Genomic DNA, 23,862 nt, shown 5'->3' with positions numbered 1-23,862 from the left:
CGGGGTCTTTTCGTGTGCCCCGCCCTTCTCTGACATTTGTCATGCCGGGCGATGACATCGCGCACTGCCGACCCGCCGCGGCCGCCGGGACGCTGGGTTCATGCACTACGACGAACACGAAGACGTGATTGAGGTCACCGATCTCAGGCGTGTCTACGGGGGCGGGTTCGAGGCCGTACGCGGAATCACCTTCTCCGTGGCCCGTGGGGAGATCTTCGCCCTGCTCGGCACGAACGGAGCGGGCAAGACGTCGACGGTCGAACTGCTGGAGGGCCTCGCCGCACCCGCCGAGGGCCGGATCAGGATCCTCGGCCACGACCCGTACCGCGAGCGGGCCGCCGTACGGCCCCGCACCGGAGTGATGCTCCAGGAGGGCGGCTTCCCGGCCGAGCTGACCGTCGCCGAGACCGCCCGGATGTGGGCCGGCTGCACCGGCGGGGCCCGGCCCGAGTCCGAGGTATTGGGGCTGGTCGGGCTCACGGAACGGCACGAGGTGCGGGTCAAGCAGTTGTCCGGCGGCGAGCGGCGGCGGCTCGATCTGGCGCTCGCCCTGCTCGGCGACCCCGAGGTGCTCTTCCTCGACGAGCCGACGACCGGGCTCGACGCGCAAGGCCGCCGGGACACCTGGGAGTTGGTGCGGGCCCTGCGCGACGCGGGCACGACCGTGCTGCTCACCACCCATTACCTGGAGGAGGCCGAGGGGCTCGCCGACCGGCTCGCCATCCTGCACGAGGGCCGGATCGCCGTCTCGGGAACCCCGGCCGAGGTCACCGCGGGGCAGCCGTCCCGGATGTCCTTCGAACTGCCCGACGGCTACTTCCTCGGCGACCTTCCGCCGCTCGCCGACCTCGGGGTCTGCGGCCACGAGAGCGACGGCGGGGTCGTACGGCTGCGCACGACCCAGTTGCAGCGGACCGCGACCGGCGTACTGGCCTGGGCCGAGCGCACCGGGATCGAACTGCGCCGCCTGGATGTGCGCTCCGCCTCCCTGGAGGAGGCGTTCCTGGGGATCGCACGCGAACAGACACAGGGGGTGGCGGCATGAGCGGGGCCGGAGTGAGGGTGGAGAGCCGTGGGGTGAGCGGCGTGCGGGGGACCGAGCGCGGCGGGGGGACGTCGGCGGGCCGGCGGCTGTGGGCGCTGGGGCGGGCCGAACTCACCCTTCTGGGCCGCAACCGCGGGGTCGTCTTCACCGCGCTGGCCGTGCCGCTCCTGCTGCCGTTCACCATACGGCCGGCCATGGACCAGGTGGATCTGAAGAAGCAGGGACTGACGATCGGCACCACCCTGCTGACGGCCGCGATCGGGTTCTCCTTCCTCTTCGCCGTGTACACCTCGCTGGTCAACGCCTACGTCGCCCGCCGCGAGGAACTCGTCCTCAAGCGGCTGCGCACCGGTGAGCTGTCCGACACGGAGATCCTCACCGGCACCGCGCTGCCCGCGCTCGTCATCGGCCTGGCCCAGGCGCTGGTGCTGTGCGTCGGGTGCGCGGTCCTGCTGCACACCGGCGCGCCCAGGGCGCCGTATCTCATCCTCCCCGGGCTGGTGGCCGGTTACCTGGTCAGTGCCGCGCTCGCCGCGCTCACCGCGTCCTTCACCCGGACCGTGGAGAGTGCCCAGGTCACCGCGCTGCCCCTGATGTTCGTGTCGATGCTCGGCTCCGGGATCACATTCCCGACGGAGATCATGCCCGACAAGCTGGCCAGCGTTTGCGAACTGCTCCCGCTGTCCCCGGCGGTCCGGCTCGTCCGCGCCGGCTGGACCGGCCAGATGAGCGCGTACGAAGCCCTCGGCGCCCTCACGACCGCGCTGGCCTGGATCATCCTCGCGGTGTTTGCTGTACGGCGGCGGTTCCGGTGGGAACCGCGGCGCTGAGGCACGTGAGGCACGGGGGAACACATGGTGGGCCGGATACGGCGGTGGCAGCAGCGGCACTGGGGGGAGCGCAGCAAGGCCGAGCGGGTCGAGCTGTTCAGCCTCCTCACCTGGCACTGCACGATCTGGTTCACGATGCTCTCCTGGCTGTCGCTGCCGCTGGTCGGCGGGATCGCCCACCGGCCCGTGGCGGTCGCCCTCGGCGCTCTGCTCGTCCTCGTGGGGGCCGTGCAGTGCGCCGTGTCGAACCGGCTGATGAGGCGGGTGCTCGACCACTACCTCGGGCGTGCCGCGCTGCCGGCCGGCACACACCGCGCGCCGGCCGTCCTGCTGGGGCTCGCGCTGGGGCTGATCGTGGCGATCGCCGCGACGGACGCGGCCGCTCCGATGGCGGTCCGGTTCGCCATCGGCGGTGTCGCGCTGCCGTTCGGGCTGCTGTACGGGCTCACGGTGCCGGTCCGGGTGTTCCTGCGCCGGTCGGCGGGGTTCACGGTCCTGCTCACGGCCGCCGTCGGGATCGCCGATCACGACGGCCCCGGCCTGGTGGCGACCGCGGCGACGGCCGTCTTCCAGGTGCTCTTCGCGCTGCTCGCGGGCCGCTGCGGCGCCTGGACGCTCTCCGTGCTGTGGGAGGCGGAGCGGGCCCGTGAGGTGGAGGCTCGGCTCGCCGTCGCCGAGGAGCGGCTGCGGTTCGGCCGGGATCTGCACGACGTGCTGGGCCGGAACCTGTCCGTGATCTCGCTCAAGAGCGAGCTGGCGGTGCAACTGGCCCGGCGCGGGCGGCCGGAGGCCGTGGAGCAGATGATCGAGGTGCAGCGGATCGCGCAGGAGTCCCAGCGCGAGGTACGGGCCGTCGTACGCGGCTACCGGGAGGCCGATCTCGGGGCCGAACTCACCGGCGCGCAGGGCGTGTTGACGGCTGCAGGGATCGCCTGCGAGGTCAGCGCGGAGACCGCGGGGCTGCCCGCCGACGTGCAGTCCGCGCTCGGCTGGGTGGTGCGCGAGGCCACCACCAACGTGCTGCGGCACGGGGACGCGGGGCGCTGCACGCTGTGCCTGCGGGTGCTGGAGGAGCGGGTGGTGCTGACGGTGGAGAACGACGGGGTGACCGGAACCCCTCACGGGGGTGGGGGTTCCGGGCTCGCCGGATTGCGGGAACGGCTGGCCGTCGTGGCCGGGACGCTGGAGGCGGGGGCCGTCGCCGGGGACCGGTTCCGGTTGGTGGCCGAGGTGCCATTGGGGCAGAAAGTGAGTGAAGTCACGTCATGAGCACTCCGGTACGGCTGTTGCTCGCCGACGACGAGCATCTGATCCGGGGCGCGCTGGCCGCGCTGCTCTCGCTGGAGGACGATCTCCTCGTCGTCGCCGAGGCGGCCAGCGGACCCGAGGCGCTGGCGATGGCGCGGGCCCATGAACCCGATGTGGCCGTACTGGATCTCCAGATGCCGGGCGCCGACGGTGTGAAGGTCGCCACATCCCTGCGGACCGAACTGCCCGGCTGCCAGGTGCTGATCGTCACCGGTCACGGACGGCCCGGCCACCTGAAACGAGCCCTCGCGGCCGGTGTGCGCGGGTTCGTCCCGAAGACCGTCAGCGCCCAGCGGCTCGCCGAGATCATCCGCACCGTGCACGCCGGAAACCGTTACGTCGATCCCGAGTTGGCCGCCGACGCGATCTCCGCCGGGGACTCCCCGCTGACCCTGCGGGAGGCCGAGGTGCTGGAGCTGGCGGCCGACGGGGCGCCCGTCGCGGAGATCGCCGAACGGGCCGCGCTGTCCCCGGGGACCGTGCGGAACTACCTCTCCTCGGCCGTCACGAAGCTCGGTGCGGAGAACCGGCATGCGGCGGTGCGTCTCGCACGGGAGCGAGGTTGGGTATAGTTGCTCTCGCGCAGCAGCGCAGTGCGGACGTAGCTCAGTTGGTAGAGCGCAACCTTGCCAAGGTTGAGGTCGCGAGTTCGAGCCTCGTCGTCCGCTCCATGAAGAAGACCCCGGTCCACTGGACCGGGGTTTTTCCGTTCCGCTAGCTCCAGCCGAGGCCCGTGAGGCGCTCGTAGGCCTCCACGTACTTCTGCCGGGTCTGCTGGACGACCTCCTCGGGCAGCGCCGGCGGGGGCTGCTCGCTCTTGCGGTCCCAGCCCGACGCGGCCGAGGTCAGCCAGTCTCGGACGAACTGCTTGTCGTACGACGCCTGGGCGCGGCCCGGCTGCCACTGGTCGGCCGGCCAGAAACGGGAGGAGTCCGGGGTGAGGACCTCGTCGGCGAGGACGAGGGTGTCCCCGTCGAAGCCGAACTCGAACTTGGTGTCCGCGAGGACGATCCCCCGGTCGCGGGCGATGTCCCGGGCGCGCGCGTACACGGCGAGGGTGGCCTGGCGCAGCTGGGCGGCGGTCTCGGCGCCGACCTGGCGGGCGACCTCCTCGTAGGAGACGTTCTCGTCGTGCTCGCCGACCTCGGCCTTGGTGGCCGGGGTGAAGATCGGGGCGGGGAGTTCCGAGCCGTCGACCAGGCCTTCGGGGAGGGCGAGGCCGCAGACCGTACGGGACTCGTTGTACTCCAGCAGGCCCGAGCCGGTGAGGTAGCCGCGGGCCACGCACTCGACCGGGACCATCTTCAGGGACTTGCAGACCAGGGTGCGGCCCGCCCAGTCGGCGGGGGCGCCCTCGGGCACCTCGGTGCTGATGACGTGGTTCGGGACCAGATCCCGCAGCTGCTCGAACCACCACAGGGAGAGCTGGGTGAGGACGCGGCCCTTGTCGGGGATCTCCGTGGGCAGCACCCAGTCGTAGGCGGACATGCGGTCGCTGGCGACCATCACGAGGTCGCCCGCCTCGTTCTGGTACAGCTCGCGCACCTTTCCGGTGTGCAGGTGCACCAGGCCCGGAACCTGGATCGGCTCGGGCTTTTCTACGAATCCGGACACGGTTCCTCCCCGTGGTTCTGTCCAAGTGCCTCGATTCTCCCGTATGCGGTGGTCCACTGCGTTCGGGGGGTCGGTCGGGCGGGTCGATCAGGTGGCTCAGTCGCGTTTGCAGATGCGGTCGAGGAGGTTCGCCGTGGCGCGCTGGATGCGGGGGTCCACATGGCCGGGGCGGTCCAGGGCCGGGGACCAGGCGAAGGTGCCGGAGGCGAAGACCCAGGCGCCGGAGGGGGCGCGGTACAGGGAGGTCTCCTGGTGGCGCAGGGCGCCCTCGGTGTCGGTGTAGGGGGAGTGGGCGAGCAGGATGCGCTCCTCGTGCACGGGCAGCGCGGTGCGCGGGAAGTACCGGTCGGCCTCGCCGGCGACCAGGCCCTCGATCTCGTCTCCCTCGTGGGCGCCGGTCGCCTCCCACAGCCAGTGGCCGGCGTTGCGGACGATCAGCGGGTGCGGCTCGGGCACCCGGCCCGCGTACTGGATGCCGACCAGCTGCTGCTCGGGCCGGTCGATCTCGCGCCACAGCACCGGCTTTCCGGGGCCCTTGCGCTTGCGGCAGGTCAGCAGCCGGTTCGGGACGCCGGACGGGGACGGGCCCAAGTCCACCTGCCAGTACATGGTGTTGGCGGAGAGGAAGACCAGCGAGGTGCCGCGGTCCCGGGCGTCCTCGACGGCCCGGCGCATCGGCACCGACCAGTACTCGTCGTGGCCGGGGAAGACCAGGCCCCGGTAGCGGCCGGGGTCGACACGGCCCGCGTGCAGATCGCGGGCGTCGGCATAGGCGAGGTCGTAGCCGTAGCGCTCGGCCCAGCGGATGAAGTCGTAGGCGTGGCCGACATGCAGGGGCAGGCCCGCGCCCGCGTAGGGGCGGTCGAAGGAGACCGTGGTCGCCGCGTCCGCCTCGCCGAGCAGCCGGCCCTTCTCGTCCCAGGCGTGATAAAGACTGGCGCCGGTACGGCCGTCCTCGGGATACAGGTTGTACGCCTGCCAGGTGATGTCCGGCAGCAGCAGGAGGAGGTCGGCGGGGTGGTCGTCGCGGACCGTGAACGGCACATGGGAGCGGTAGCCGTCGGCGGTGGTGAGGACGGCCACATAGGCGCCGATGCGCCAGTGCGGGGGGACCTGCAGCCGCCAGGACAGCCACCAGTGGTGGCAGGAGACCGTACGGTCGGCGGCGAGCGGCGGGAGCTGGACGATGCCGGACAGGCGCGGGCTGGTGGTGATCTGGGCGGCTCCGTCGCCGCCGTAGTGGCCGATCCGGTAGATGTCGACGCTGAACTCCTGAGGCGGGTCGACCGTGATGTGGAAGTCGATCGCCTGGCCGGGCGCGACCGCGCCGGTGGAGGTGAAGCCCTTGATCTGGCGGTGCACGTCGTCGGCCGAGCGGGGTCCGGTGTCGCCCGAACGCGGCGCGGGCACCCGGCGCCTGCCGTCGGCGAGCTGCTGCGGGCTCGGGTCGACGTACCAGGGCACGACATGACCGGTGTCGTCGAAGTAGGTCTCGGTGCCGCGCAGCCAGGGCACCGGGCCCTGGCCGAAGGGGTCGGTCACGGCGTGTGCGAGCGCTCCGGACTCCCAGCGGCGAATGTGGTCCGAGCCCATGGTCGCTCCCCTCCCTCAGCCCCCGTGTCGTCCTGTCTCGGTGGTGCCAGCGGTGCTCGGTGGTACTCGCTGTGCTCAGTGGAACGCGCGCTGCTCGCTGTGCTCGGCAGTGCTGTCGTATGTCGCACGCCTTTGCCAGGTGCGTGGTCGCTCCCAGCACATCACATAACGCACGGGCTCGGTCACTAGTCGTTGCGAATTGACCTGAAGTGGAAGACGGAGCTCCCGTTGAGCGAGAGGACGGAGCCTGCGTCAAACGAGCCGTACCGGCTTCTCGGGACGTATCCCGGACGCGGCCAGCCAGTCCCGCAGCGGGCCCGGGTCGCCCTCCTCGATCAGGCTGAGCACCTTGGGCGCGAGGTCGGCGGCGCGCTCACCGCCGAGCAGCAGGGCGGGACCGTCCAGCCAGTCCAGGGCGGGGACCGCGCCGGCCGTGTCGACCGCCGCGCAGCACACCATCGCCGTGACGTGCTCGGTGAGCAGGTCGCGGGCGGTGCGCGGGGGCTGCAGCGGGAAGAGCGGCAGTCCGCCGTCGTCCCACAGGCCGCGCTCGGGACTCTGGCCGGTAGCCGTCGCCCCGGCTCTCGGCACGGCGGCCTCCTCACGAGCCAGCTCGGCACTCAGCCCTGCGGCGAGGGCGGCGCTGCGCTCCGTGCCGGGGTCGTCGGGCACCGGTCCCGCCCCGGCTTCGCGGGTTGCCTGCGGTGCTTCGGCGCGGGAGGCGTCCGCCTCGGGTTCGCGGGTTGCCTGCGGTGCTTCAGCGTGGGAGGCGTCCGCCTCGGCTTCGACTTCGGCGGGGATTGGGCTGCCACCTGCACCACTCGCACCACCTGTGCGGTCGTCGTCGTCGGGTGCGGGTGGCCTCTGGGTGGGGTTCTCGCCGTCGGCGGCTTGCGAGTGGTCCTTCGGGGCTGTCGCGGGCTCGGTCAGGTGGTCCAGGACTCGGGTCAGGGTGGGGCCGCCCGGGTCGCGGGAGGGGCGTACGCCGAGGGAGTCCAGGACGCGGTGCAGACGGGCCGCGCCGGCACGCCAGGTGCGGTCCACGACCTCCTCCGGATACGCCTGCCAGTCCACCGGTGCCCAGTCCGGGCCGGACTCCGCGGGGCCGCCGTGGAAGAGGCGTGCGGCGAGCAGCGAGGCGGCCTCGTCCACCGCGCCGGGCTCCTCCAGCAGGTCACAGGCGGGCCGCTCGCCGAGCCGGGAGGTGAAGCCCTCGGCCAGTCGGTCGCGCCGGGACAGCTCGGTGAGCGCCGCCACCACGCCCGCGTCCAGCCGGGCGGGCCAGCGGCCCATGCGCCAGGCGGGCAGCGCGACCCTGGTCAGCAGCCGGTCCCAGCCGGCGTAGGCGAGGCCGACCTGCTCCTGGGCGACGATCCGCAGGCCGTAGTCCACGGCCTGGGCCCGCTCGGCCGCCGCCGCGGCGACCCCGCGCTCCATCTGCGTCGCGTGCTCCCGGCAGCCGCGCAGCAGCAGCCGGACCACCCAGCCGAGGGCCGCGCAGCCGCCGCGGGTCAGCGGACAGCGGCCCGGTGTCGAGGCGACCGCGACGGCCGCGTCCAGGCCGCGCACGAAGCGCCGGGCGGCGGCTATGTCCGGGTGCGCCGAGGGGCCCGTACCGGCGATGACCGGGGCGAGGACCGCGCGGAGCTCGCCGACGCGCATCCACCACAGGAACGGGGAGCCGATGACGAGCACCGGCGCGACGGGGACGCGGCGGCGGCCGGGGCCCGCTATCTCGTCGGGCCCGGGGCGCGGCGGTGGGCTGTGGGCCGGGTGCGTGCGGTCCTCCAGCCAGCTGTCGCAGTCCGGGGTGAGCGCTATGGCCGAGGGCGCCGGCACGTCCAGCCGCTCGGCGAGGTCGCGCACCATCCGGTACAGATCCGGGGCGGACTCCTCGGGGATCGGGACCGTCGGGACGACGGCGGGGCGGGCCCGGGCCACGACCAGGGCGACACCGGCCGCGGCCAGCAGCGCCAGCACGGCGAGCACGCCCACGGCCCAGCGGGCGGTGTCCCAGCCCGGGCCGACGAAGTGGCCGGTGGAGCCCCCGGTCAGCAGGATCACCGTGGCAGCCGCGGGCAGCAGGGCCACGGCCAGCGCCCGGCCGCGGACCCGCAGTACGGCGAGGGCTCGGGAGCGCGCGGCCTGCGCGCCCGCCTCTGCACCGATTCCGGTCACGTCCCGCCCTCACCCCCTCGCCGCCGAAGCCGTGCTGTCCTGGTGGTGCTCACTCCCCCACTGTGGCACCCGCCACTGACATCGCAATGCCGGTGGGCCAAGTGCCGGAACGCTTGCGCGGCACCCTAGTTGGGGCTCCGGCCCTCGTCAGCCGTATAGCTGATTGCTCACTCGATGGAATGGCTTTGGTCAGAGGTGGGTGACAGACAGCAAAGATCAGGCCCCGGATTCGGAGGTCCGGGGCCTGGATCAGGAGAGGGCAGGTCAGGCGGTTGCCGCCGGCGCGGCCTGCGCCGCCTTCGCGGCGATGTCGGTGCGGTGCTGGGAGCCGTCCAGACGGATCCGGCCCACCGCCCGGTACGCCCGCTCGCGCGCCTCGGTCAGGTCCTTGCCGGTGGCGGTGACGGACAGCACCCGCCCGCCCGCGCTGACGACCGCGTCGCCGTTCCGCTTCGTCCCGGCGTGCAGGACGTACGCGTGCGGGGCGTCCTCGGCGGTCACCTCGTCCAGACCGGTGATGGGGTCACCGGTGCGGGGGGTGCCGGGGTAGTTGTGCGAGGCGACGACGACGGTAACGGCCGCGTCCTCGCTCCAGCGCAGGGGCGGCAGATCGGCGAGGGTGCCGTTCGCGGCGGCGAGCAGGACACCGGCCAGCGGGGTCTTCAGCCGGGCCAGCACGACCTGGGTCTCCGGGTCACCGAAACGGGCGTTGAACTCGATCACCCGGACACCGCGGCTGGTGATCGCCAGACCGGCGTAGAGCAGACCGGAGAACGGGGTGCCGCGCCGGTGCAGCTCGTCCACGGTCGGCTGCAGGACCGTCTCCAGCACCTCCTCGACCAGCTTCGGCTCGGCCCACGGCAACGGCGAGTAGGCACCCATGCCGCCGGTGTTCGGGCCCGCGTCGCCGTCCAGGGCGCGCTTGAAGTCCTGGGCGGGCTGGAGCGGTACGACCGTCTCCCCGTCGGTGATCGCGAAGAGGGACACCTCGGGGCCGTCGAGGAACTCCTCGATGACGACCCGGTCGCAGCCGGCGGCGTGCGCCTGAGCGGCATCCAGGTCATCGGTGACGACGACACCCTTGCCGGCGGCGAGGCCGTCGTCCTTGACCACGAAGGGCGCGCCGAACGCGTCGAGGGCCTCGGCGACCTCCTCGGCCGTCGTGCACACGTAGGAGCGGGCGGTCGGCACCCCGGCCGCCGCCATGACGTCCTTGGCGAAGGCCTTGGAGCCCTCCAGCTGCGCGGCCTCCCGCGAGGGGCCGAACACCGGGATGCCCACCGCGCGGACGGCGTCGGCCACCCCGGCGACCAGCGGCGCCTCCGGGCCTACGACGACCAGATCGGCGCCCAGGCCTGCGGCCAGCCCGGCCACCGCCTTGCCGTCGAGCGCGTCGACCGGGTGCAGCTCGGCCACCTCGGCGATGCCGGCGTTGCCGGGGGCGCAGTGCAGCGCGGTGACGTCGGGGTCGAGGGACAGGGAGCGGCACAGGGCGTGTTCGCGGGCGCCGCCGCCGATGACGAGGACCTTCACGGGGGCCAGCCTAATGGCAAGGTTGCCGAAGCTTGGGAGCCGGGTTTATCGGGCTTTCCTCCAAGGGGTCGCGATGCCGATGTGACCGCCCCTGGGGGCTCCGCGCCGCAGTCCCCGCTCTCGCCCACCCGCCCACCCGACTCGGTCGGCTGGGAGGGTGCCGTTGGGGGGTGGGGTGAGGGGCGGAGTGGGGGGTGGAGGTGGAGTGGGGGTGGGGACGGTGTGGGCCCGCGCGGGGAGAGTCGGCTCCGCTGGCTGGGAGCGTGCCCTTCGGGGCTGGTGTGTGCGGTGCGGTGCCGAACCGCACAGGGAAACTCGGCTCGGTCGGCCACCCGTGCCGGGTCGGCTCGGTCGGCCACCCGTTCCCGACTCGGGCGCGGCTCCTCGCTCCGGCTCCGGGGCAACTCGCTCCCGTCTCGGCAGCTGCTCGCCCCGTCCCGGTGAGCCGGGGCGTCGCCCTGGCTCACCGGGACTACTCGTTCGAGAACTCCTCCATCACCGTGGCGCCCAGCTCCCGCACGATCAGTTGGGTGCCGGAGAGGGCCGACTCGTCCAGGTCCGGGTCGTCGTCCTCGGGGATGTCGTCCTCGGGGGCGGTCGTGGGCCGGGGAGCGGGCGGGGTGGGTGCCGACGGAGCCGCCGCGGGGCTGGGCTGCGGGGACGCGGAGGGTTGCGGGGCGGCCGGCTGGGGAGCCGCGGGACGGGGGGCTGCCGGGGCGCCGTAGCCACCGCCACCCGCGGCGGGTGCGCCGCCGTAACCGCCTCCGGCGGGTGTGCTGCCGTACCCGCCCCCGCCGCCGAAGCCCGAGCCACCACCGCTGGACGGGGGTGCGGATCCGCCGCCGGACGGGTCGACGACCGCTTCGATCTTCCACTGGACGTTGAACTGCTCGGCCAGCGCCGCCCGCAGCACGTCCTCGCTGCCGCTGCCGGCGAAGTTGTCACGGGCACCGGCGTTCACGAAGCCGAGCTGGAGAGTGGTGCCGTCGAAGCCGGTCACCTGCGCGTTCTGGCTGAGCAGGATCCAGGTGAAGCGGCGGCGGTTCTTGACGGCCTCCAGGATGTTCGGCCAGAGCATGCGGGGGTCGAGGCCACCGGTCGCCGCAGCCGCTGCCGGGGCAGGGGCAGGGGCAGGGTCCGCGGGAGCCGTCGGCGTGGGGCCCGCCGCCTGGTGCTGCGGCTGGGCGGGAGCCTGGCTCTGCTGTCCGCCCGCCGGAGCGGCGGCCGTGGGCCAGCCGCCAGGACGTCGACCGCTTCCGGCGGCAGCGGCGGTGGGCCAGGCACCGGGTGCGCCGGAGGGCGGGGCGGAGGGGGGCGCGGCGGGCGGCGTCGGGGGCTGGGCAGCGGGGGTCGCCGGGGTGGCCGATGCCGCTGCCGGTGCGGATTCCGGGGCCGGTGCGGGCGCCGACGGAGCCGTGGGGGCCGTAGGAGCTGCGGGGGCCACAGGGGCCGGGGGCGCGGGAGCAGCCGGAGCTGGACCACCGACGGAACCGGGACCACCGACACCGGGGCCGCCCGCAGCAGGACCACCTGCACCGGGACCACCGGCACCAGGACCACCTACGCCTGGACCGCCTACACCCGGAGAACCAACCCCCGGCGCACCCGCCCCCGGACCGTTGGACGCCCGTACGGCCGCGCGGGCCGCCGCCGGGCCGCCGCCCGGTGGGACGGGGGCACCGGCGCCATGGGCCTCGGGACCGGGGACGTACCCCATGGCGGGGGCGTTTGCGCCGCCCGAGAAGTTGACGCCGCGTTCGAGGCGGTCCAGGCGAGCCATCATCGAGCGCTCGTCGCCGTAGGCGGCGGGGAGGAGCACGCGGGCGCAGATCAGTTCCAGCTGGAGGCGGGGCGAGGTGGCGCCGCGCATCTCCGTCAGGCCCTCGTTGACGAGGTCGGCGGCGCGGCTCAGCTCGGCCGCGCCGAAGGTGGCGGCCTGGGCCTGCATGCGCTCCAGGACGTCGGCCGGGGCGTCGATGAGCCCCTTCTCCACGGCGTCCGGAACGGCGGCGAGGATCACCAGGTCCCGCAGCCGCTCCAGCAGGTCGGCGACGAAACGGCGCGGGTCGTTGCCCCCCTCGATGATGCGGTCCACGACCTCGAAGGCGGCGGCCCCGTCACCGGTGGCGAAGGCCTCGACGACGGAGTCGAGCAGCGAGCCGTCGGTGTAGCCGAGGAGGGAGGTGGCCATGGCATACGTCACACCCTCCTCGCCGGCACCGGCGAGGAGCTGGTCCATGACGGACATGGAGTCACGCACGGACCCGGCGCCGGAGCGCACGACGAGCGGGAGGACGCCGTCCTCGACCGGGATGTTCTCCTGCCCGCACACCTCGGCGAGGTAGTCCCGCAGGGTGCCGGGCGGGACCAGCCGGAAGGGGTAGTGATGGGTCCGGGACCGGATGGTGCCGATGACCTTCTCGGGCTCGGTCGTGGCGAAGATGAACTTGAGGTGCTCCGGCGGCTCCTCGACGACCTTCAGCAGCGCGTTGAAGCCGGCCGACGTGACCATGTGGGCCTCGTCGATGATGTAGATCTTGTACCGGCTGCTCGCGGGGCCGAAGAACGCCTTCTCGCGCAGCTCACGGGCGTCGTCCACACCACCGTGCGAAGCCGCGTCGATCTCGATGACGTCGATGGAGCCCGGTCCGTTCCGCGCGAGGTCGCGGCAGGACTGGCACTCGCCGCACGGGGTCGGAGTGGGACCTTGCTCACAGTTCAGACAGCGGGCGAGGATGCGCGCGCTGGTCGTCTTGCCGCAGCCGCGCGGACCGCTGAACAGGTACGCGTGATTGACCCGGTTGTTCCGCAGCGCCTGCTGCAGCGGGTCGGTGACATGCTCCTGCCCGATGACCTCGGCAAAGGTCTCCGGGCGATAGCGGCGGTACAGCGCGAGAGACGACACGCCTACGAGGTTATAGGCGCCCACTGACAACCCGGGAAAACAAGGGCCCCCCACGCACCCGCCAGAGCCGACCTACCCTTGCTGCCTTCCGGCCCTGGGGGAGTTCAGTCAGATAGCGCCGCGTGAGGGGCTGTGCCCCACAGTACCCGATCCCGGCCCGCGGTCAGTACCCGATCACCGGCCACCGCCACACCCGATCCAGGCCTGCGGGAACGAGTTCGCGAGCACTCCCCTCGGTCATGTAATGTTTCCGGCGGAGGATTCGCCTAGAGGCCTAGGGCGCACGCTTGGAAAGCGTGTTGGGGGCAACCCCTCACGAGTTCGAATCTCGTATCCTCCGCCAGCTCAGAGGGCCGGACCATGAAAGTGGTCCGGCCCTCTGGCGTTTGCCCGTCTCAGTTTCCGTCTCAGTTGGCTTCCTGGCCCGCTCCAGGCGCCGCCCACAGGGCGTCTCCGACTTGCTGAGCGACCTTCCGGAGCATGACGCCGGTCACATGCACGTAGCGGGCGCGCATCCGTGCCGCTCCCCCAGGCTCCCAGCCCATGATCGCGTCGATCACGACGTCCGGGACGCCGAGGATCAGGAGCACGGTCGCGGCGGTGTGGCGAGCGTCGTGGAGGCGCCCGTCCCGTACGCCAGCGTCCCGCAGGAGCTGCTTCCAGACGTGGTAGTCGGTGTTGGGGCTGAGAGGCTCGCCGACCGGCGAGGCGAAGACACAGCCCTTGTCCTCCCAGTCGGTACCGGCTTCGGCCCGCTCCCGCTCCTGCTCCTCCTGGTGATACCGGAGGAGCTTGATCAGCGGGTCCGGGAGACCGATGGTGCGCCGTCCGGCACGGGACTTGGTGTTCTTGTGCTCGCGTCGGATCTGCTGCCGCTGGGGGCAGTAGCCGGCCTTACGGCCACAGGAGGGGGCGACGCGGTCGCCGCCGCAATGCTCGATGCCGCCCTGTACGGCGACGATGGCAATGCGGTGATCTTCACGTACGCGTGGGACCGCCTCCTGATCGACCCACTACCGGGCCCACGAGGAGTGGCCGACTTCACGGGCCTCGAACCCATGACACCCGCCGTCTGGTCGGTGTCGGCCACGGCCCGCCCGATCGCTCCAGCGGGATCGACGCTCCCCCGACTCGCCGCAGAACTCCCGCACGCCTTCGCCCTGATCGGCCCCCACCACGGCGCCGAGGGCATCACGCGCCAACTCGAAGAGCTGGTCAGTCACTTGGGCCCGGAGTCGATTGACCTCCTGGACGTGGGGGGTGACATCCTCGCGCGAGGCGATGAGCCGACGCTGAAGAGTCCCCTTGCCGATGCCCTCACCTTGGCCGCGTGCTGCCAGGTAAACACGGCCATCCGGCTGTTGGTGACAGGCCCAGGCTTGGACGGTGAACTCCCGGCAGACGATCTTCGCGGCTTGCTGGGCCCCCTCGTGCACACCTTCACGACAGGGGACGTGGAGCCGATCGGCTCCGTCCTGGAGTGGCACCCCTCCGAGGCAACCGGGATGCTCGCGGCCACGGCGCGAGGAGTACGGGGTACTTGCGAGGTGCGGGATGCCGGCCTTCCCGTTCCGCTGACTGACGAAGGGCCGACGGTCCATGAGGTCGACCTGGACCAAGCGTTGAGCCGCAACCAGCTTGCCCGCTCCATCTTGACGACCACGACACTGGACGAGGTCGAGGCGTACAGCCGTGAAGTCTGCGGTTTCTCGGAGATCGACTACGAGCGCAACAAGGCCTCATGGCTCAAGGACCAGCCATCGGTGCCGATGGACCCCGAAGCGATCCTGCCTCAGCTCGACCAGTTCGAGGCCGAGGCCCGAAGCCGCGGAGTCACCCACACGACGTTCCGCCACATCACCGAGGCCCTGAACCTCAACGGCAACCAGCGCCACGATCTACGCGAGCTGCTCCTCAACAGCCGTCCGGAGCAGTACGACGCGTCTCTGTGGCGCATCACGGTGAATCTTGATCTGGGTCGGCGAAGCCGCTGCTCAGGCGTGAGATCACCCCACCGCTCTCCTAGCACTGATTCACTAGCCAGATGAGCACGTTCGATGACTATCTCGCAGACTGGGAGTTCGGCGAAGACTGGCGGCCAGTGGTCGAACACCTGGCGGCCCGCGTCACAAGCTGGCCGAGTGGAGCGCCGGAACCTGAAGACTTTTGCGTGGACTTCCCCACCGAAGTGCTATGGACAGAGGGCCTGCTGGTGTGGACGCGACTCGGGAGTACCTGCCTGGGCGGACAGATCGACCGTACAGGTCTGCGCTGTGGCACCCTGAACCCGCACAATCCAGGAGACCATCTCGACTGCCGCTTTGTCCTTCTGGGCGAGGGAAGATCCCTTTCCGATCTGGCGGACGCGCTTCTGGACTGGGTGACCGCCCAGGCCGGTCGGGCAGGCTCTGTACAGCAGCGCAGTACCGCAACCACAGCAACCGGCAGCGCCCCACACCGGCCCTCATGAGCCTCCCGGCAGCCTGTATGACCTTCAATGACCCGTCTCTGTAGAGCTACGGATCAGAAGGTTGCAGGTTCGAATCCTGCCGAGTGCACACAGATCAGAAGCCCCGGATCATTCCGGGGCCACTGGCGTTTCAGGGGTCGTACAGCAGCGAGCCTATGGACGAACACAACTGTGGTCAGGGCCGTCATTGATGGTGAATGGGGCGCTCTGGGCAACTTGGCCTGTGCTGTCCTTGAGGGTCAGTCCCACGCTCGTCCCCGCCGGAAGGTCAGCCGTCCACGTGTACGAGGTCCCATCCTGCTGGCCGAGATCCCGCAACGGTGCTGCACCGGGTTGCGAGCCAGGCAGAATCGTCAGGGAGTACGGCGCCTCTCCGCCCGACCAAGTGATCAGGACAGGCTGGCAGACCACGACGTTCGTGGGGGTGTTGATCGTGAATGATTCGACGGCGGGCGCCTCCGCCACGGTCGTACCGAGCGTGACGAACGCACTCAACGCGAGTACGACTGCGATCCGCGACAGCGAGCGACCCCGGCCGGTCGGCAGCACTGAAACCATGGCTACCTTCTTTCTTTCAACGTCGTGGCGGTCTCGGCCCTGCCACGGGTGCCTACCGTCGCGGTCTTGTTGACAACCCTTCCGCCGCCGCGTCTCACCCGCACGAGGCATCCACCGTGCGCGTTGGGGGTGCCAGCCATCGCGGCTTGCTGTCGTCGACGACAAAGCCCGATAGCGCGGCTGCGGCCGCTGGGGGTGCAGCGAGGCACACGCGCGCCCAATCGTTCGCCGCACTCGCCATCGTGGTTGACGTTCGTCGGCTGAGGCCCACGGAAACGCGGTTCTCGGCTAGGGCAGGCGGGTAGCGAGGCCGTTTCCGTCTCATCCAGCTCCGTTCACGGCCGTTCAGGCGAGACCCCAAGCCATGCCCGCGTCGGCGGCCGGCCGACCATGAACGCAGGTGAACGCCCCTGCACGTGGCTTTACGAGCCACCAACAGACTTCGAAAGCGTGTGAGGTGGGCAGCAGCAGCCGACGTTTTCGATCAGAGTCGCGCCAGCCATGGCCGCTGTTCCCCTCGACCTGCTCGACCGGATCGCGTCCTTGAGCGCTAGGTCCGCGAAACGGCCGGCCGGGCACAGACCCGACCGGCCATGACACAGATCCGGCACGTCTACCGCGTGGTGTCAGGGTGTCTGGGGGTGTCAACACCGCACACCACGATGAGGCAGCCAGGCCCGCCTGTAGCTCCGGGACTACCGCCGGGCCGTGGCCATGCCGAGCTGGGACCTGTCACCTCAGAAGCCAACGCCGACACCGGCGGTGGCACGTGAGGGCTTGTACTTGTGGTCGCCTTCGAATTCGACCGTGTAGCCACTGGAGAGCGCCTGGACCCACTCCAGAGGCTGTCCGGCGTGCTGCCCGGCGTTGGTGTGCACCTCGCCATTGGCATCGGTGAGGTCGGTGGCGACCTCCTTGCCGCCGACGTAGAAGTGGATCATCTCGCCCTCGACGCCCTCGCCGTCCGCGTCCGTGAGGCGGCAGAGGACCGTGTCGCCAGCCAGCCGGCCAATGTGGCCCGTCGCGTCACTGGCCTTGAGCCTGGTCGGCTTCTTGTCCTTCGACATTGCACTACTCCTCTTCTCTTCCCCCGTCTGGTGGCTCCCCTCCGCCATCAGGCTGGCCTGAGGCATATGCACACGCCATACGCGTTAGCCCATTCGAGCGACATCGTGACCCTTATGGGTTGGGAACTGCGGTGAAGAACCCCGCAGGTCAGACGACCTACAAGACGACGGCTGTTCGTTGCCACGATCCTCGGGGCAGTCCTGCTCGTGTCGCCAACCTGGGCCCGGACGGCAGGTGCCTACACAGACAGCGAAGCATGCGCGCGCCTGACCGGTCGGCGGACCCGCCATCGTGGCTGACTGTCGTCGGCTGTGGATCAGACCCTCAAGACCGAGCTTCCGCCCAGGGTTCTCCGGAGCGAACGGGTCGTGCCATTCGCATACCAGATCATGCGGGGACCCACGGGGAACAGCGGAGACTGGCCACAAAGGCGACCTGGGCTCCAACACGACTCCGCCGCAGGTCAACACAGCAAATGCCGCCAGAAGACCCAAGCTTCCCAAGCTAAGGACGCCCGCCGGTCTCCGCAGGTCTCAGAACTCAGAGAAGGTCGCGCCAGAAGGGGACTGTTGCTCTCGGGTCCCAGGTCTCGTCGACATCGCTTCGTGCCTCGTCGAACTCCTGGTGCATGTAGTCGACCAGGTCCAGCCCGTAGTAGATGATGTCGGTCTGCCACACCGAGAGCACCGGATGCCCGAAGCTTCCCCGGCCGGCAGGAAGGTACCGGTGGCCGTACACCGGCACAAGCAACGGCACATCTGGAAGACGACGCTGTGCAGTGGCCAGGGCAGCCGCGGCATCAGCCGGACGCTCACCCCATGCCTCGTGCCAGAATGCGTTGCGCTCGACGTCGAAGAGAACGCCCTCGACCGGCCAGCCGAGCTGATCGCGCAACCTTTCCGGATCGCCGCTGCGCCACTCGGGCCAGGGCTTGGACCAGGTCTGCCCCTCCTCGGGAGGCACGTTGACTGGAAGGCCCGCCGCAAGGAACGCGCGGTGATCGTCCGCGAACTCGAACCCGAACTCCTGCTCGATGCGCTCGAACTCGGCATCCGTCAGTCCTGACTCGAACTCGTAGAGCCCTGTCTGCGCCAAGCGCCGTGCGGCCTCCGCACCCAGACGTACTCCCTCATTGCTGATCACCGCCGCACGGTAGCGTCGATCGCAGCCCACCGTCACCCGGGTTACGCGCGGGTCCGTCTCAGTTTCCGTCTCATTCAGCGCCGTTCATGGCCGTTCAGACGAGACCGACGGCGCTCGCCACCCTCACGAGCGGCCGCCCATGAACCCAGGTGAACGGCCATGTTCGATGCCCCCGGGACCACCAACAGACTTGGAAAGCGTGTTGGGGGCAACCCCTCACGAGTTCGAATCTCGTATCCTCCGCAGCCGCCTTGACAGGCGATACGAAGACCCCGGTCCGCTCAGCGGCCGGGGTCTTCGGTATCCGCACAGAAGCGGGTTTTTGTTGCTGCGGGACGCGGGCGGCCCGCGGCATGCGCCATTCTGGTGTCCTGTGCAGGACCGGTTGCGGTCCTGAAGCGAACGGTGCTCGTTCTCGTGAGGTGCCCCCATCGGTAAGCCCAGCGGATCAACACTGACCACGTGGCTGAGCGGCCTCGAAGTCTCCCGGCTGGAGCGGGTCCTCGCCATGCGCGGGGACGCCGTGTCGCCGCCGGAGCCACGATCCTTCGGTGAACTGGCGGACCGGCTCCAGCGCCCGGCGTCGGTGGCGCTCGTGCTGCCCGGGCTCGCGCTGCCACACCTGCAGGTGGCCGAGGCGCTGGCGGCGCTGGGGCCGACTCCACGTGCCGCACTGGGAGATCTTCTGGGTGTGTCCGCAGCGGAGAGCACCGCCGGGCTGGAGGAAGCCCTCGGAACGCTGGCCGATCACGCGCTGGTCTGGCCGGACGGCGAGGGGCTTCTGCATATGGCGGCACCGTTGCGGCAGGCATGGCGGACGCCGCTGGGACTGGACGCGCCGCTCGCCCGGCTGCTGGCGGACACGACCTCCGAGGAACTGCGCCGCATGCTGGTGGCCCTGGGCGTACGGACAACCGGCAACACCAGACAGCAGCGGCTGACGGCCCTCGTGGATCACTACAGCGATCCGGAGCGGGTCGCCGCGATGGTGGCCGGGGCGCCTGCGGTCACCCGGGAACTACTTGAGCGGCTGGCGGGTCATGAGACCGGACAACCCGAGTCCCAGGCGGAGTTCGCCGTCCTCGGGGTCCCCGGAATCCCGCACGCCGACTCCGAGCCGGGTGCGCGCTGGGCGCTGGAGCGGGGACTGCTCGTCCAGGACCACCGCCGGTACGGAGCCACCCGTATGCCGGCCGAGGTGGCGCTCGCCCTGCGCGGGGCCGCGTGGCACGCTCCGTTCGCGCCCGTCCCGCCCCCGGTGCGTTCGACGCCCGTCTCCTCGGCGGACGTGGACCGGGAGGCGGCGGCCGCGGCCACGGCGTTCGCCGCTCACGCCGCTTCGGTCCTCGCGGTGTGCTCCGCCTCTCCTGTGACCCGGCTGAAGTCCGGTGGGGTCGGGGCGCGTGAGCTGTCGCGGATCGGCAAGGCGGCGCAGTGCGACGACATCGTCGTACGCCTCGCTCTGGAGGCGGCGTACCACGCCGGGCTGCTCGCCCGGGACGGCAGCCAGGTCGCGGCGACGAAGGGCTACGACGCCTGGGCGGAGCGGGAACCGGCGGAGCAGCTCGCCGTGCTGCTCCAGGCGTGGCGGACGCTGCCGCTCACCCCGACCCAGGCCCGCGACGAAGAGGGCAAGGTACTGCCCGCACTCGCCGGAACACCGCCCTGCGAGGGCTGTGCGCAGGCCCGGGACGGGCTTCTCACCGCCGCAGCGCACCTCCCGGCGGGCCGGGGGGCGAAGAGCGCGGCGGAACTGGGGCCGCTGGTCGCCTGGTACCGGCCGCTCGCCGATCAACTCCCCCAGGACGGCACGCCCTTCGCCACCCTGGCACGAGAAGCGGAACTACTCGGAGTCGTCGGCCGCGGCGCCCTGTCCGGCATCGGTGCCGCTGTGCGGGCCGACGACGCCGAAGCCTTGGCCGCGGCTTGTCGGCGCCTGCTGCCCACGGCCACCAGGACCGCCCACTTCGGCGCCGACCTCACCGCCGTCGTGACCGGCACGCCTTCCGCCGGGCTCGCCGCGCTCCTGGATGCCGTCGCGGACAGGGAGGTCGGCGGCACGGCGTCGGTGTGGCGCTTCAGCCCGGGGTCCGTCCGCCGCGCCCTGGACACCGGCCGTACCCCCGAAGCCATCGCGGCCGACCTGACCGCCGTCGCCGTCGGCGCCCTCCCTCAGCCGCTGTCGTACCTGATCGACGACACCGCGCGCAGCCACGGCCGGATGCGCGTCACGTCCGCGGCCTGCGTGATCCACGGCGAAGAACCCGCCCTCCTCGCCGAACTCGCCGCCCACCGAAAGCTCGCCGGCCTCGGCCTACGGCTGTTGGCACCGACCGTGCTGGTCAGCCGCACCCCGCTCGACAAGACCATCGCCGCGCTCCGAGCGGCGGGCTACGCACCCGTCGCCGAGGGCGCCGACGGGACCGTACGCGTGGAACAGAACCGGCACCGCCGCGCCGTCACCCCGGTACCGCACCCCCGTGCGCCCGGCGGCGCGTCAAGCCGCCAGGGCGCGAGCGCCCGTACACAGGGGTCCCTGGCCGCCGTCGACGTGGGTGCCCTGGCCGCCACATTGCGGGCTGCCCCACCCACCGCACCGGAACCCGATCCGGCGAGCGGAATCCCCTTCGGCACCGATACCGAGGAAATCGTGTCCGGGCACGCGCGCCGGCTGGCCCTGGCCGACGTCCGGCAACTGGCCCATGCCATCGACGACGGCCTGCCCATCACGATTGAGTACGTGGCCGCCTCGGGCAGCCGCACCGTACGCACCCTCAGCGAACTCGATCTCGACCCGCCCTACCTGTACGCCTGGTGCCATCTGCGCGACGACGAACGCGTCTTCACGCTCTCCCGCATTCACGGTGTCATGCCCGCGTAGCCAGGGCACCACCGACCGTGCAGCCCCGGCAGCGGGGTGCGGGAGCTGCGGTCAGCCGGGGCCGCGGCGCGAAGAACGACGAAGGCTCCGACCGCGATGTGATCGGAGCCTTCGCCCGCCCTGGCGGGCGGCTGTGTCTAACCGATGAGCACCGTGCCCTCGAAGACCCGTCTGCCGGACTGGAGCGCCCAGACCTCGACGGCGTTCCCCGGTGCCTCCGCCGGGTCGTCCGCCGTGGGTGCGGCGGCGTTGCGCAGGTGGAAGCGGCAGAGTTCGTCGGGGACCGTGTAGCCGGTGAACGTGCAGGTCAGGCCCGTCGGGGTGAGACCTGAGCCGGTCATCGCGGCGCGGGCCGCGTCGAGGGCCGCGCCGGCCAGCACCATGCCGGGGATGTGATCCATCGTCTTCCCGCGGAACGTCAACTGCTCCGGAGTGGGACGGAACTCGTGGCCGCCTGTGCCGGATTCGCTGGGTTCCCCGGATTCCCCTGCCTTGTCTCCGCTACCGGAGGAATTCCGGACGAAGCGGTAGACGGCCGGTGACAGGAAGGCGAAGTCGACCTCGGCCTGGCCTGCCGGCGGCTCGCCGTCGGCCGTCTCCGCCCGGAACCGGGCGCCGACGAGCCGGCCACGGCGCAGATCCGGCTCCAGGCAGGCAAGCCGCAGCGTGATCTCCGTACCCGGTTCCGGCGCGGCGAGGGACCCGGACGGCACGGTGCACGACAGGGACCGGAAGACACAGTGGTCGCCGCGCGGTACGCCGTACGCCTCGTGGGCCACCAGCAGCGCTGCCTGCCGCACGGCGTGCACGAGGGCCAGTGGCGGCTCGCCCTGCCGGTAGCGCAGCCGGACGGTGAACCGGTACTCGCCCGTCTGCTCCCAGTTGACCGGCGTGAATCCGGCGGCCGGATCGTCGAGGTCGGCCGGTGCTCGGTGCACCTGGGGGGCCGTCATCGCGCGCTCCGGCGCCGCAGCGTCGCCTCGCTCAGCTCCGGTGGCAGCCATCCGCCGTCCTCCACGTTGAGGGTGCGGCCCGGTGGGACGATCTCGTCGATGCGGTCGAGGACGTCCCGGCCGAGGCGGACGTCCGCGGCGCTCAGCTGGCTCTCCAGCTGCTCCATGGTGCGGGGGCCGATGATCGCCGAGGTGACCCCGGGGTGTTCCATGACGAAGGCCAGGGCGAGTTCGATCAGCGTGAGACCGGACTCCTCGGCCAGCAGGGCCAATTGCTCCACCGCGTCCAGCTTGCGCTGGTTGGCCTCGGCCGACATGTCGTACCGCTTGCCCCAGCGGTTCGCCCGGCGGGTGGGTGCGATCTCCTGGCCCTTGCGGTAGCGGCCGGTCAGCCAGCCGCCGGCGAGTGGGCTCCAGGTCGCCACGCCCATCCCGTACTTCTGGCACACCGGCAGCACATCGGCCTCGATCTCCCGGGCGAGCAGGGAGTACGGCGGCTGTTCGGTGACGAAGCGTTCCCGGTGGCGCCGCTCCGCCGTCCACTGCGCCTCGACGATCTGATGGGCCGGGAACGTCGAGCTGCCCAGGTAGCGGATCTTCCCGGCGCGTACCAGGTCGGTGAGGGCGCCCAGCGTCTCGTCGATGTCGGTGTGCGGGTCCGGACGGTGCATCTGGTAGATGTCGATCCAGTCCGTCCCCAGCCGTCGCAGGCTCGCGTCCACCGCCTGGTGGATCCAACGGCGGCTGTTCCCACGGGAGTTGGGGTCCACTCCCATCGGCGCGTGGCACTTGGTGGCCAGCACCACCCGGTCCCGCCTACCCGACCGGGCCAGCGCCTTTCCGAGGATCTCCTCCGACTCGCCGCGCGAGTAGGAGTCCGCGGTGTCGATGTAGTTGATGCCGGCGGCCATCGCCCGGTCGATGATGCGTATCGAGTCGTCGGCGCTGTTGTCACCCCAGGCGCCGAACATCAGCGTGCCCAGGCACAGTTGGCTGACGCGCACGCCCGTGGTGCCGAGATAGCGGTACTTCATGCGGTGGCGACCCCCTGCGCCTCGGTGGCGGTCACGCGCGCGGCGACGTGCTCCGGCCAGTCGTAGAGGAAGTAGTGACCGCCGGTCAGGTACTCGACGTCGACGGGACCGGTGGTGTAGTCCGACCAGCGGGGAAGCTGGTCCGCCTGTGTCATCTCGTCCTCCCGGCCGGCCAGGACGAGCACCGGGACGGCGATCCGGTGCACGGGGCGGGCCGGGGTGTAGGCGTGCACCATGCGCTGGTCGTTGCGGATGATGTGCAGGAAACCCTCGGCCATGGCGCGGCTCAGGCCCTTGGGGACACCCCCGACCGAGGAGAGCTCGGCGAAGAGCTCGTCGTCGGGGAGCCCGGCCACCCGCTTGCCCCACGCGGTCTGCAGATGCGGGGGGTTGCGACCGGAGACGATGAGGGTCCGCGGGCTCTTCAGCCCCTGGCGTTCCAGGTGGCAGACCATCTCGTACGCCAGCAGCGCCCCCATGCAGTGGCCGAGCAGCACGAAGTCGTCGCCCGTCAGCCGGTCCAGCAGCGTGTCGCACAGGTCGGCCGCGGCGGCCGACAGGTCGGTGGCGAAGGGCTCCGAGCGGCGCACGCCGCGGCCCGCGGGTTCCAGCGGGACCACCTCGACGTGTTCGGGGAAGCTGCGCTGCCAGGGACGGAAGACCCCCGCGGAGCCGCCGGCGTGGGGCACGCAGAAGAGCTGGGTACGGTCGTTGTTCGGCACGGTGCCGGTCCTCTCTCCCGCTACGGG

The 23,862-nt window shown here is 71.4% G+C and carries 17 protein-coding genes, 2 tRNA genes, 1 other RNA gene and 2 pseudogenes; 9 read left to right on the top strand and 13 right to left on the bottom strand.

The features are described from left to right. Window positions 1–100: 100 nt before the first annotated feature. From AB5L52_RS23060 to AB5L52_RS23040, 5 genes are all read left to right on the top strand, one after another. Window positions 101–1,045, top strand: coding sequence for an ABC transporter ATP-binding protein (locus AB5L52_RS23060; RefSeq protein ID WP_369365920.1), 945 nt, complete (start codon window positions 101–103; stop codon window positions 1,043–1,045). Continuing rightward, window positions 1,042–1,875, top strand: a complete 834-nt coding sequence (locus tag AB5L52_RS23055) for an ABC transporter permease (protein ID WP_369365918.1) — start codon at window positions 1,042–1,044, stop codon at window positions 1,873–1,875. Before AB5L52_RS23060 ends, AB5L52_RS23055 begins: the two co-directional genes overlap by 4 nt. Before the next feature lie 24 nt (window positions 1,876–1,899). Continuing rightward, a complete protein-coding gene (locus AB5L52_RS23050; protein WP_369365916.1) occupies window positions 1,900–3,144 on the top strand; it encodes a sensor histidine kinase in 1,245 nt (414 codons plus the stop codon). Next, a complete protein-coding gene (locus AB5L52_RS23045; RefSeq protein WP_351571108.1) occupies window positions 3,141–3,755 on the top strand; it encodes a response regulator transcription factor in 615 nt (204 codons plus the stop codon). The genes AB5L52_RS23050 and AB5L52_RS23045 overlap by 4 nt, the downstream gene beginning before the upstream one ends. Window positions 3,756–3,778: 23 nt before the next feature. Beyond that, window positions 3,779–3,854, top strand: a tRNA-Gly gene (locus tag AB5L52_RS23040). Window positions 3,855–3,897: 43 nt separating this feature from the next. Here AB5L52_RS23040 and AB5L52_RS23035 read toward each other — a convergent pair. From AB5L52_RS23035 to ffs, 6 genes are all read right to left on the bottom strand, one after another. Beyond that, window positions 3,898–4,797, bottom strand: a complete 900-nt coding sequence (locus tag AB5L52_RS23035) for a phosphoribosylaminoimidazolesuccinocarboxamide synthase (protein WP_351016563.1) — start codon at window positions 4,795–4,797, stop codon at window positions 3,898–3,900. A gap of 96 nt (window positions 4,798–4,893) precedes the next feature. Next, window positions 4,894–6,390, bottom strand: a complete 1,497-nt coding sequence (locus tag AB5L52_RS23030; protein ID WP_369365913.1) for a N,N-dimethylformamidase beta subunit family domain-containing protein — start codon at window positions 6,388–6,390, stop codon at window positions 4,894–4,896. A 252-nt stretch (window positions 6,391–6,642) separates the two neighbouring features. Beyond that, a complete protein-coding gene (locus AB5L52_RS23025; protein ID WP_369365911.1) occupies window positions 6,643–8,568 on the bottom strand; it encodes a hypothetical protein in 1,926 nt (641 codons plus the stop codon). Between the two features lie 264 nt (window positions 8,569–8,832). Next, window positions 8,833–10,101, bottom strand: coding sequence for a phosphoribosylamine--glycine ligase (gene purD, locus AB5L52_RS23020; RefSeq protein WP_351016569.1), 1,269 nt, complete (start codon window positions 10,099–10,101; stop codon window positions 8,833–8,835). A 472-nt stretch (window positions 10,102–10,573) separates the two neighbouring features. Next, window positions 10,574–13,006: a DNA polymerase III subunit gamma and tau gene (locus AB5L52_RS23015; RefSeq protein ID WP_369365908.1), complete on the bottom strand. Its 2,433-nt coding sequence runs from the start codon at window positions 13,004–13,006 to the stop codon at window positions 10,574–10,576. Window positions 13,007–13,044: 38 nt separating this feature from the next. Further along, an RNA gene (ffs, locus tag AB5L52_RS23010) (signal recognition particle sRNA small type) lies at window positions 13,045–13,141 on the bottom strand. Window positions 13,142–13,261: 120 nt separating this feature from the next. Between ffs and AB5L52_RS23005 the strand changes: the two genes are divergently transcribed. Then, window positions 13,262–13,349 (top strand) — tRNA-Ser (locus AB5L52_RS23005). Between the two features lie 64 nt (window positions 13,350–13,413). On the opposite strand, the pseudogene AB5L52_RS23000 reads toward AB5L52_RS23005, so the two are convergent. Then, a pseudogene (locus AB5L52_RS23000) lies at window positions 13,414–13,911 on the bottom strand (tyrosine-type recombinase/integrase); the annotation flags it as partial. Window positions 13,912–13,938: 27 nt separating this feature from the next. Between AB5L52_RS23000 and AB5L52_RS22995 the strand changes: the two are divergent. Then, a pseudogene (locus AB5L52_RS22995) lies at window positions 13,939–14,964 on the top strand (DUF1152 domain-containing protein); the annotation flags it as partial. A gap of 86 nt (window positions 14,965–15,050) precedes the next feature. After that, on the top strand, window positions 15,051–15,476 hold the full coding sequence (locus tag AB5L52_RS22990) for a hypothetical protein (RefSeq protein WP_369365906.1): 426 nt from the start codon (window positions 15,051–15,053) through the stop codon (window positions 15,474–15,476). A gap of 153 nt (window positions 15,477–15,629) precedes the next feature. Here the strand turns inward: AB5L52_RS22990 and AB5L52_RS22985 are convergent, their stop codons facing one another. The 3 genes from AB5L52_RS22985 to AB5L52_RS22975 form a co-directional block, all read right to left on the bottom strand. Next, complete coding sequence (locus AB5L52_RS22985; protein WP_351571090.1) at window positions 15,630–16,034, bottom strand: Ser-Thr-rich GPI-anchored membrane family protein; 405 nt, start codon at window positions 16,032–16,034, stop codon at window positions 15,630–15,632. Between the two features lie 737 nt (window positions 16,035–16,771). Further along, window positions 16,772–17,101: a hypothetical protein gene (locus AB5L52_RS22980; RefSeq protein ID WP_351571087.1), complete on the bottom strand. Its 330-nt coding sequence runs from the start codon at window positions 17,099–17,101 to the stop codon at window positions 16,772–16,774. Between the two features lie 541 nt (window positions 17,102–17,642). Beyond that, a complete protein-coding gene (locus tag AB5L52_RS22975) occupies window positions 17,643–18,245 on the bottom strand; it encodes a hypothetical protein (protein WP_369365903.1) in 603 nt (200 codons plus the stop codon). A gap of 508 nt (window positions 18,246–18,753) precedes the next feature. On the opposite strand from AB5L52_RS22975, the gene AB5L52_RS22970 reads away from it, so the two are divergent. After that, the gene (locus tag AB5L52_RS22970) at window positions 18,754–21,126 is read left to right on the top strand and encodes a helicase C-terminal domain-containing protein (protein WP_369365901.1); all 2,373 of its coding nucleotides are present in this window, start codon (window positions 18,754–18,756) and stop codon (window positions 21,124–21,126) included. 137 nt (window positions 21,127–21,263) lie between these two features. On the opposite strand, the gene AB5L52_RS22965 is transcribed toward AB5L52_RS22970, so the two are convergent. From AB5L52_RS22965 to AB5L52_RS22955, 3 genes are read right to left on the bottom strand one after another with little or no spacing between them, the layout of a single operon-like run. Continuing rightward, window positions 21,264–22,079 carry an AfsA-related hotdog domain-containing protein gene (locus AB5L52_RS22965; protein ID WP_369365899.1) on the bottom strand — a complete coding sequence of 272 codons (816 nt, stop codon included), beginning with the start codon at window positions 22,077–22,079 and terminating at the stop codon, window positions 21,264–21,266. Beyond that, window positions 22,076–23,113 carry an aldo/keto reductase gene (locus AB5L52_RS22960; protein WP_369365897.1) on the bottom strand — a complete coding sequence of 346 codons (1,038 nt, stop codon included), beginning with the start codon at window positions 23,111–23,113 and terminating at the stop codon, window positions 22,076–22,078. Before AB5L52_RS22960 ends, AB5L52_RS22965 begins: the two co-directional genes overlap by 4 nt. Further along, on the bottom strand, window positions 23,110–23,835 hold the full coding sequence (locus AB5L52_RS22955) for an alpha/beta fold hydrolase (RefSeq protein ID WP_351016584.1): 726 nt from the start codon (window positions 23,833–23,835) through the stop codon (window positions 23,110–23,112). Before AB5L52_RS22955 ends, AB5L52_RS22960 begins: the two co-directional genes overlap by 4 nt. Between the last annotated feature and the right edge of the window lie 27 nt (window positions 23,836–23,862).

Origin of the sequence: Streptomyces sp. CG4, from assembly GCF_041080655.1 — a bacterium.
Lineage (GTDB): Bacteria > Actinomycetota > Actinomycetes > Streptomycetales > Streptomycetaceae > Streptomyces.
This window is presented reverse-complemented; position numbering and strand designations above follow the sequence as displayed.

Bases quoted from the DNA above. Each gene is read 5' to 3' on its own strand.
- AB5L52_RS23060 (WP_369365920.1), top strand. From the start codon at position 101: ATGCACTACGACGAACACGAAGACGTGATTGAGGTCACCGATCTCAGG.
- AB5L52_RS23055 (WP_369365918.1), top strand. From the start codon at position 1,042: ATGAGCGGGGCCGGAGTGAGGGTGGAGAGCCGTGGGGTGAGCGGCGTG.
- AB5L52_RS23050 (WP_369365916.1), top strand. From the start codon at position 1,900: ATGGTGGGCCGGATACGGCGGTGGCAGCAGCGGCACTGGGGGGAGCGC.
- AB5L52_RS23045 (WP_351571108.1), top strand. From the start codon at position 3,141: ATGAGCACTCCGGTACGGCTGTTGCTCGCCGACGACGAGCATCTGATC.
- AB5L52_RS23030 (WP_369365913.1), bottom strand. From the start codon at position 6,390: ATGGGCTCGGACCACATTCGCCGCTGGGAGTCCGGAGCGCTCGCACAC.
- AB5L52_RS22990 (WP_369365906.1), top strand. From the start codon at position 15,051: ATGAGCACGTTCGATGACTATCTCGCAGACTGGGAGTTCGGCGAAGAC.
- AB5L52_RS22985 (WP_351571090.1), bottom strand. From the start codon at position 16,034: ATGGTTTCAGTGCTGCCGACCGGCCGGGGTCGCTCGCTGTCGCGGATC.
- AB5L52_RS22980 (WP_351571087.1), bottom strand. From the start codon at position 17,101: ATGTCGAAGGACAAGAAGCCGACCAGGCTCAAGGCCAGTGACGCGACG.
- AB5L52_RS22970 (WP_369365901.1), top strand. From the start codon at position 18,754: ATGCGCGGGGACGCCGTGTCGCCGCCGGAGCCACGATCCTTCGGTGAA.
- AB5L52_RS22965 (WP_369365899.1), bottom strand. From the start codon at position 22,079: ATGACGGCCCCCCAGGTGCACCGAGCACCGGCCGACCTCGACGATCCG.
- AB5L52_RS22960 (WP_369365897.1), bottom strand. From the start codon at position 23,113: ATGAAGTACCGCTATCTCGGCACCACGGGCGTGCGCGTCAGCCAACTG.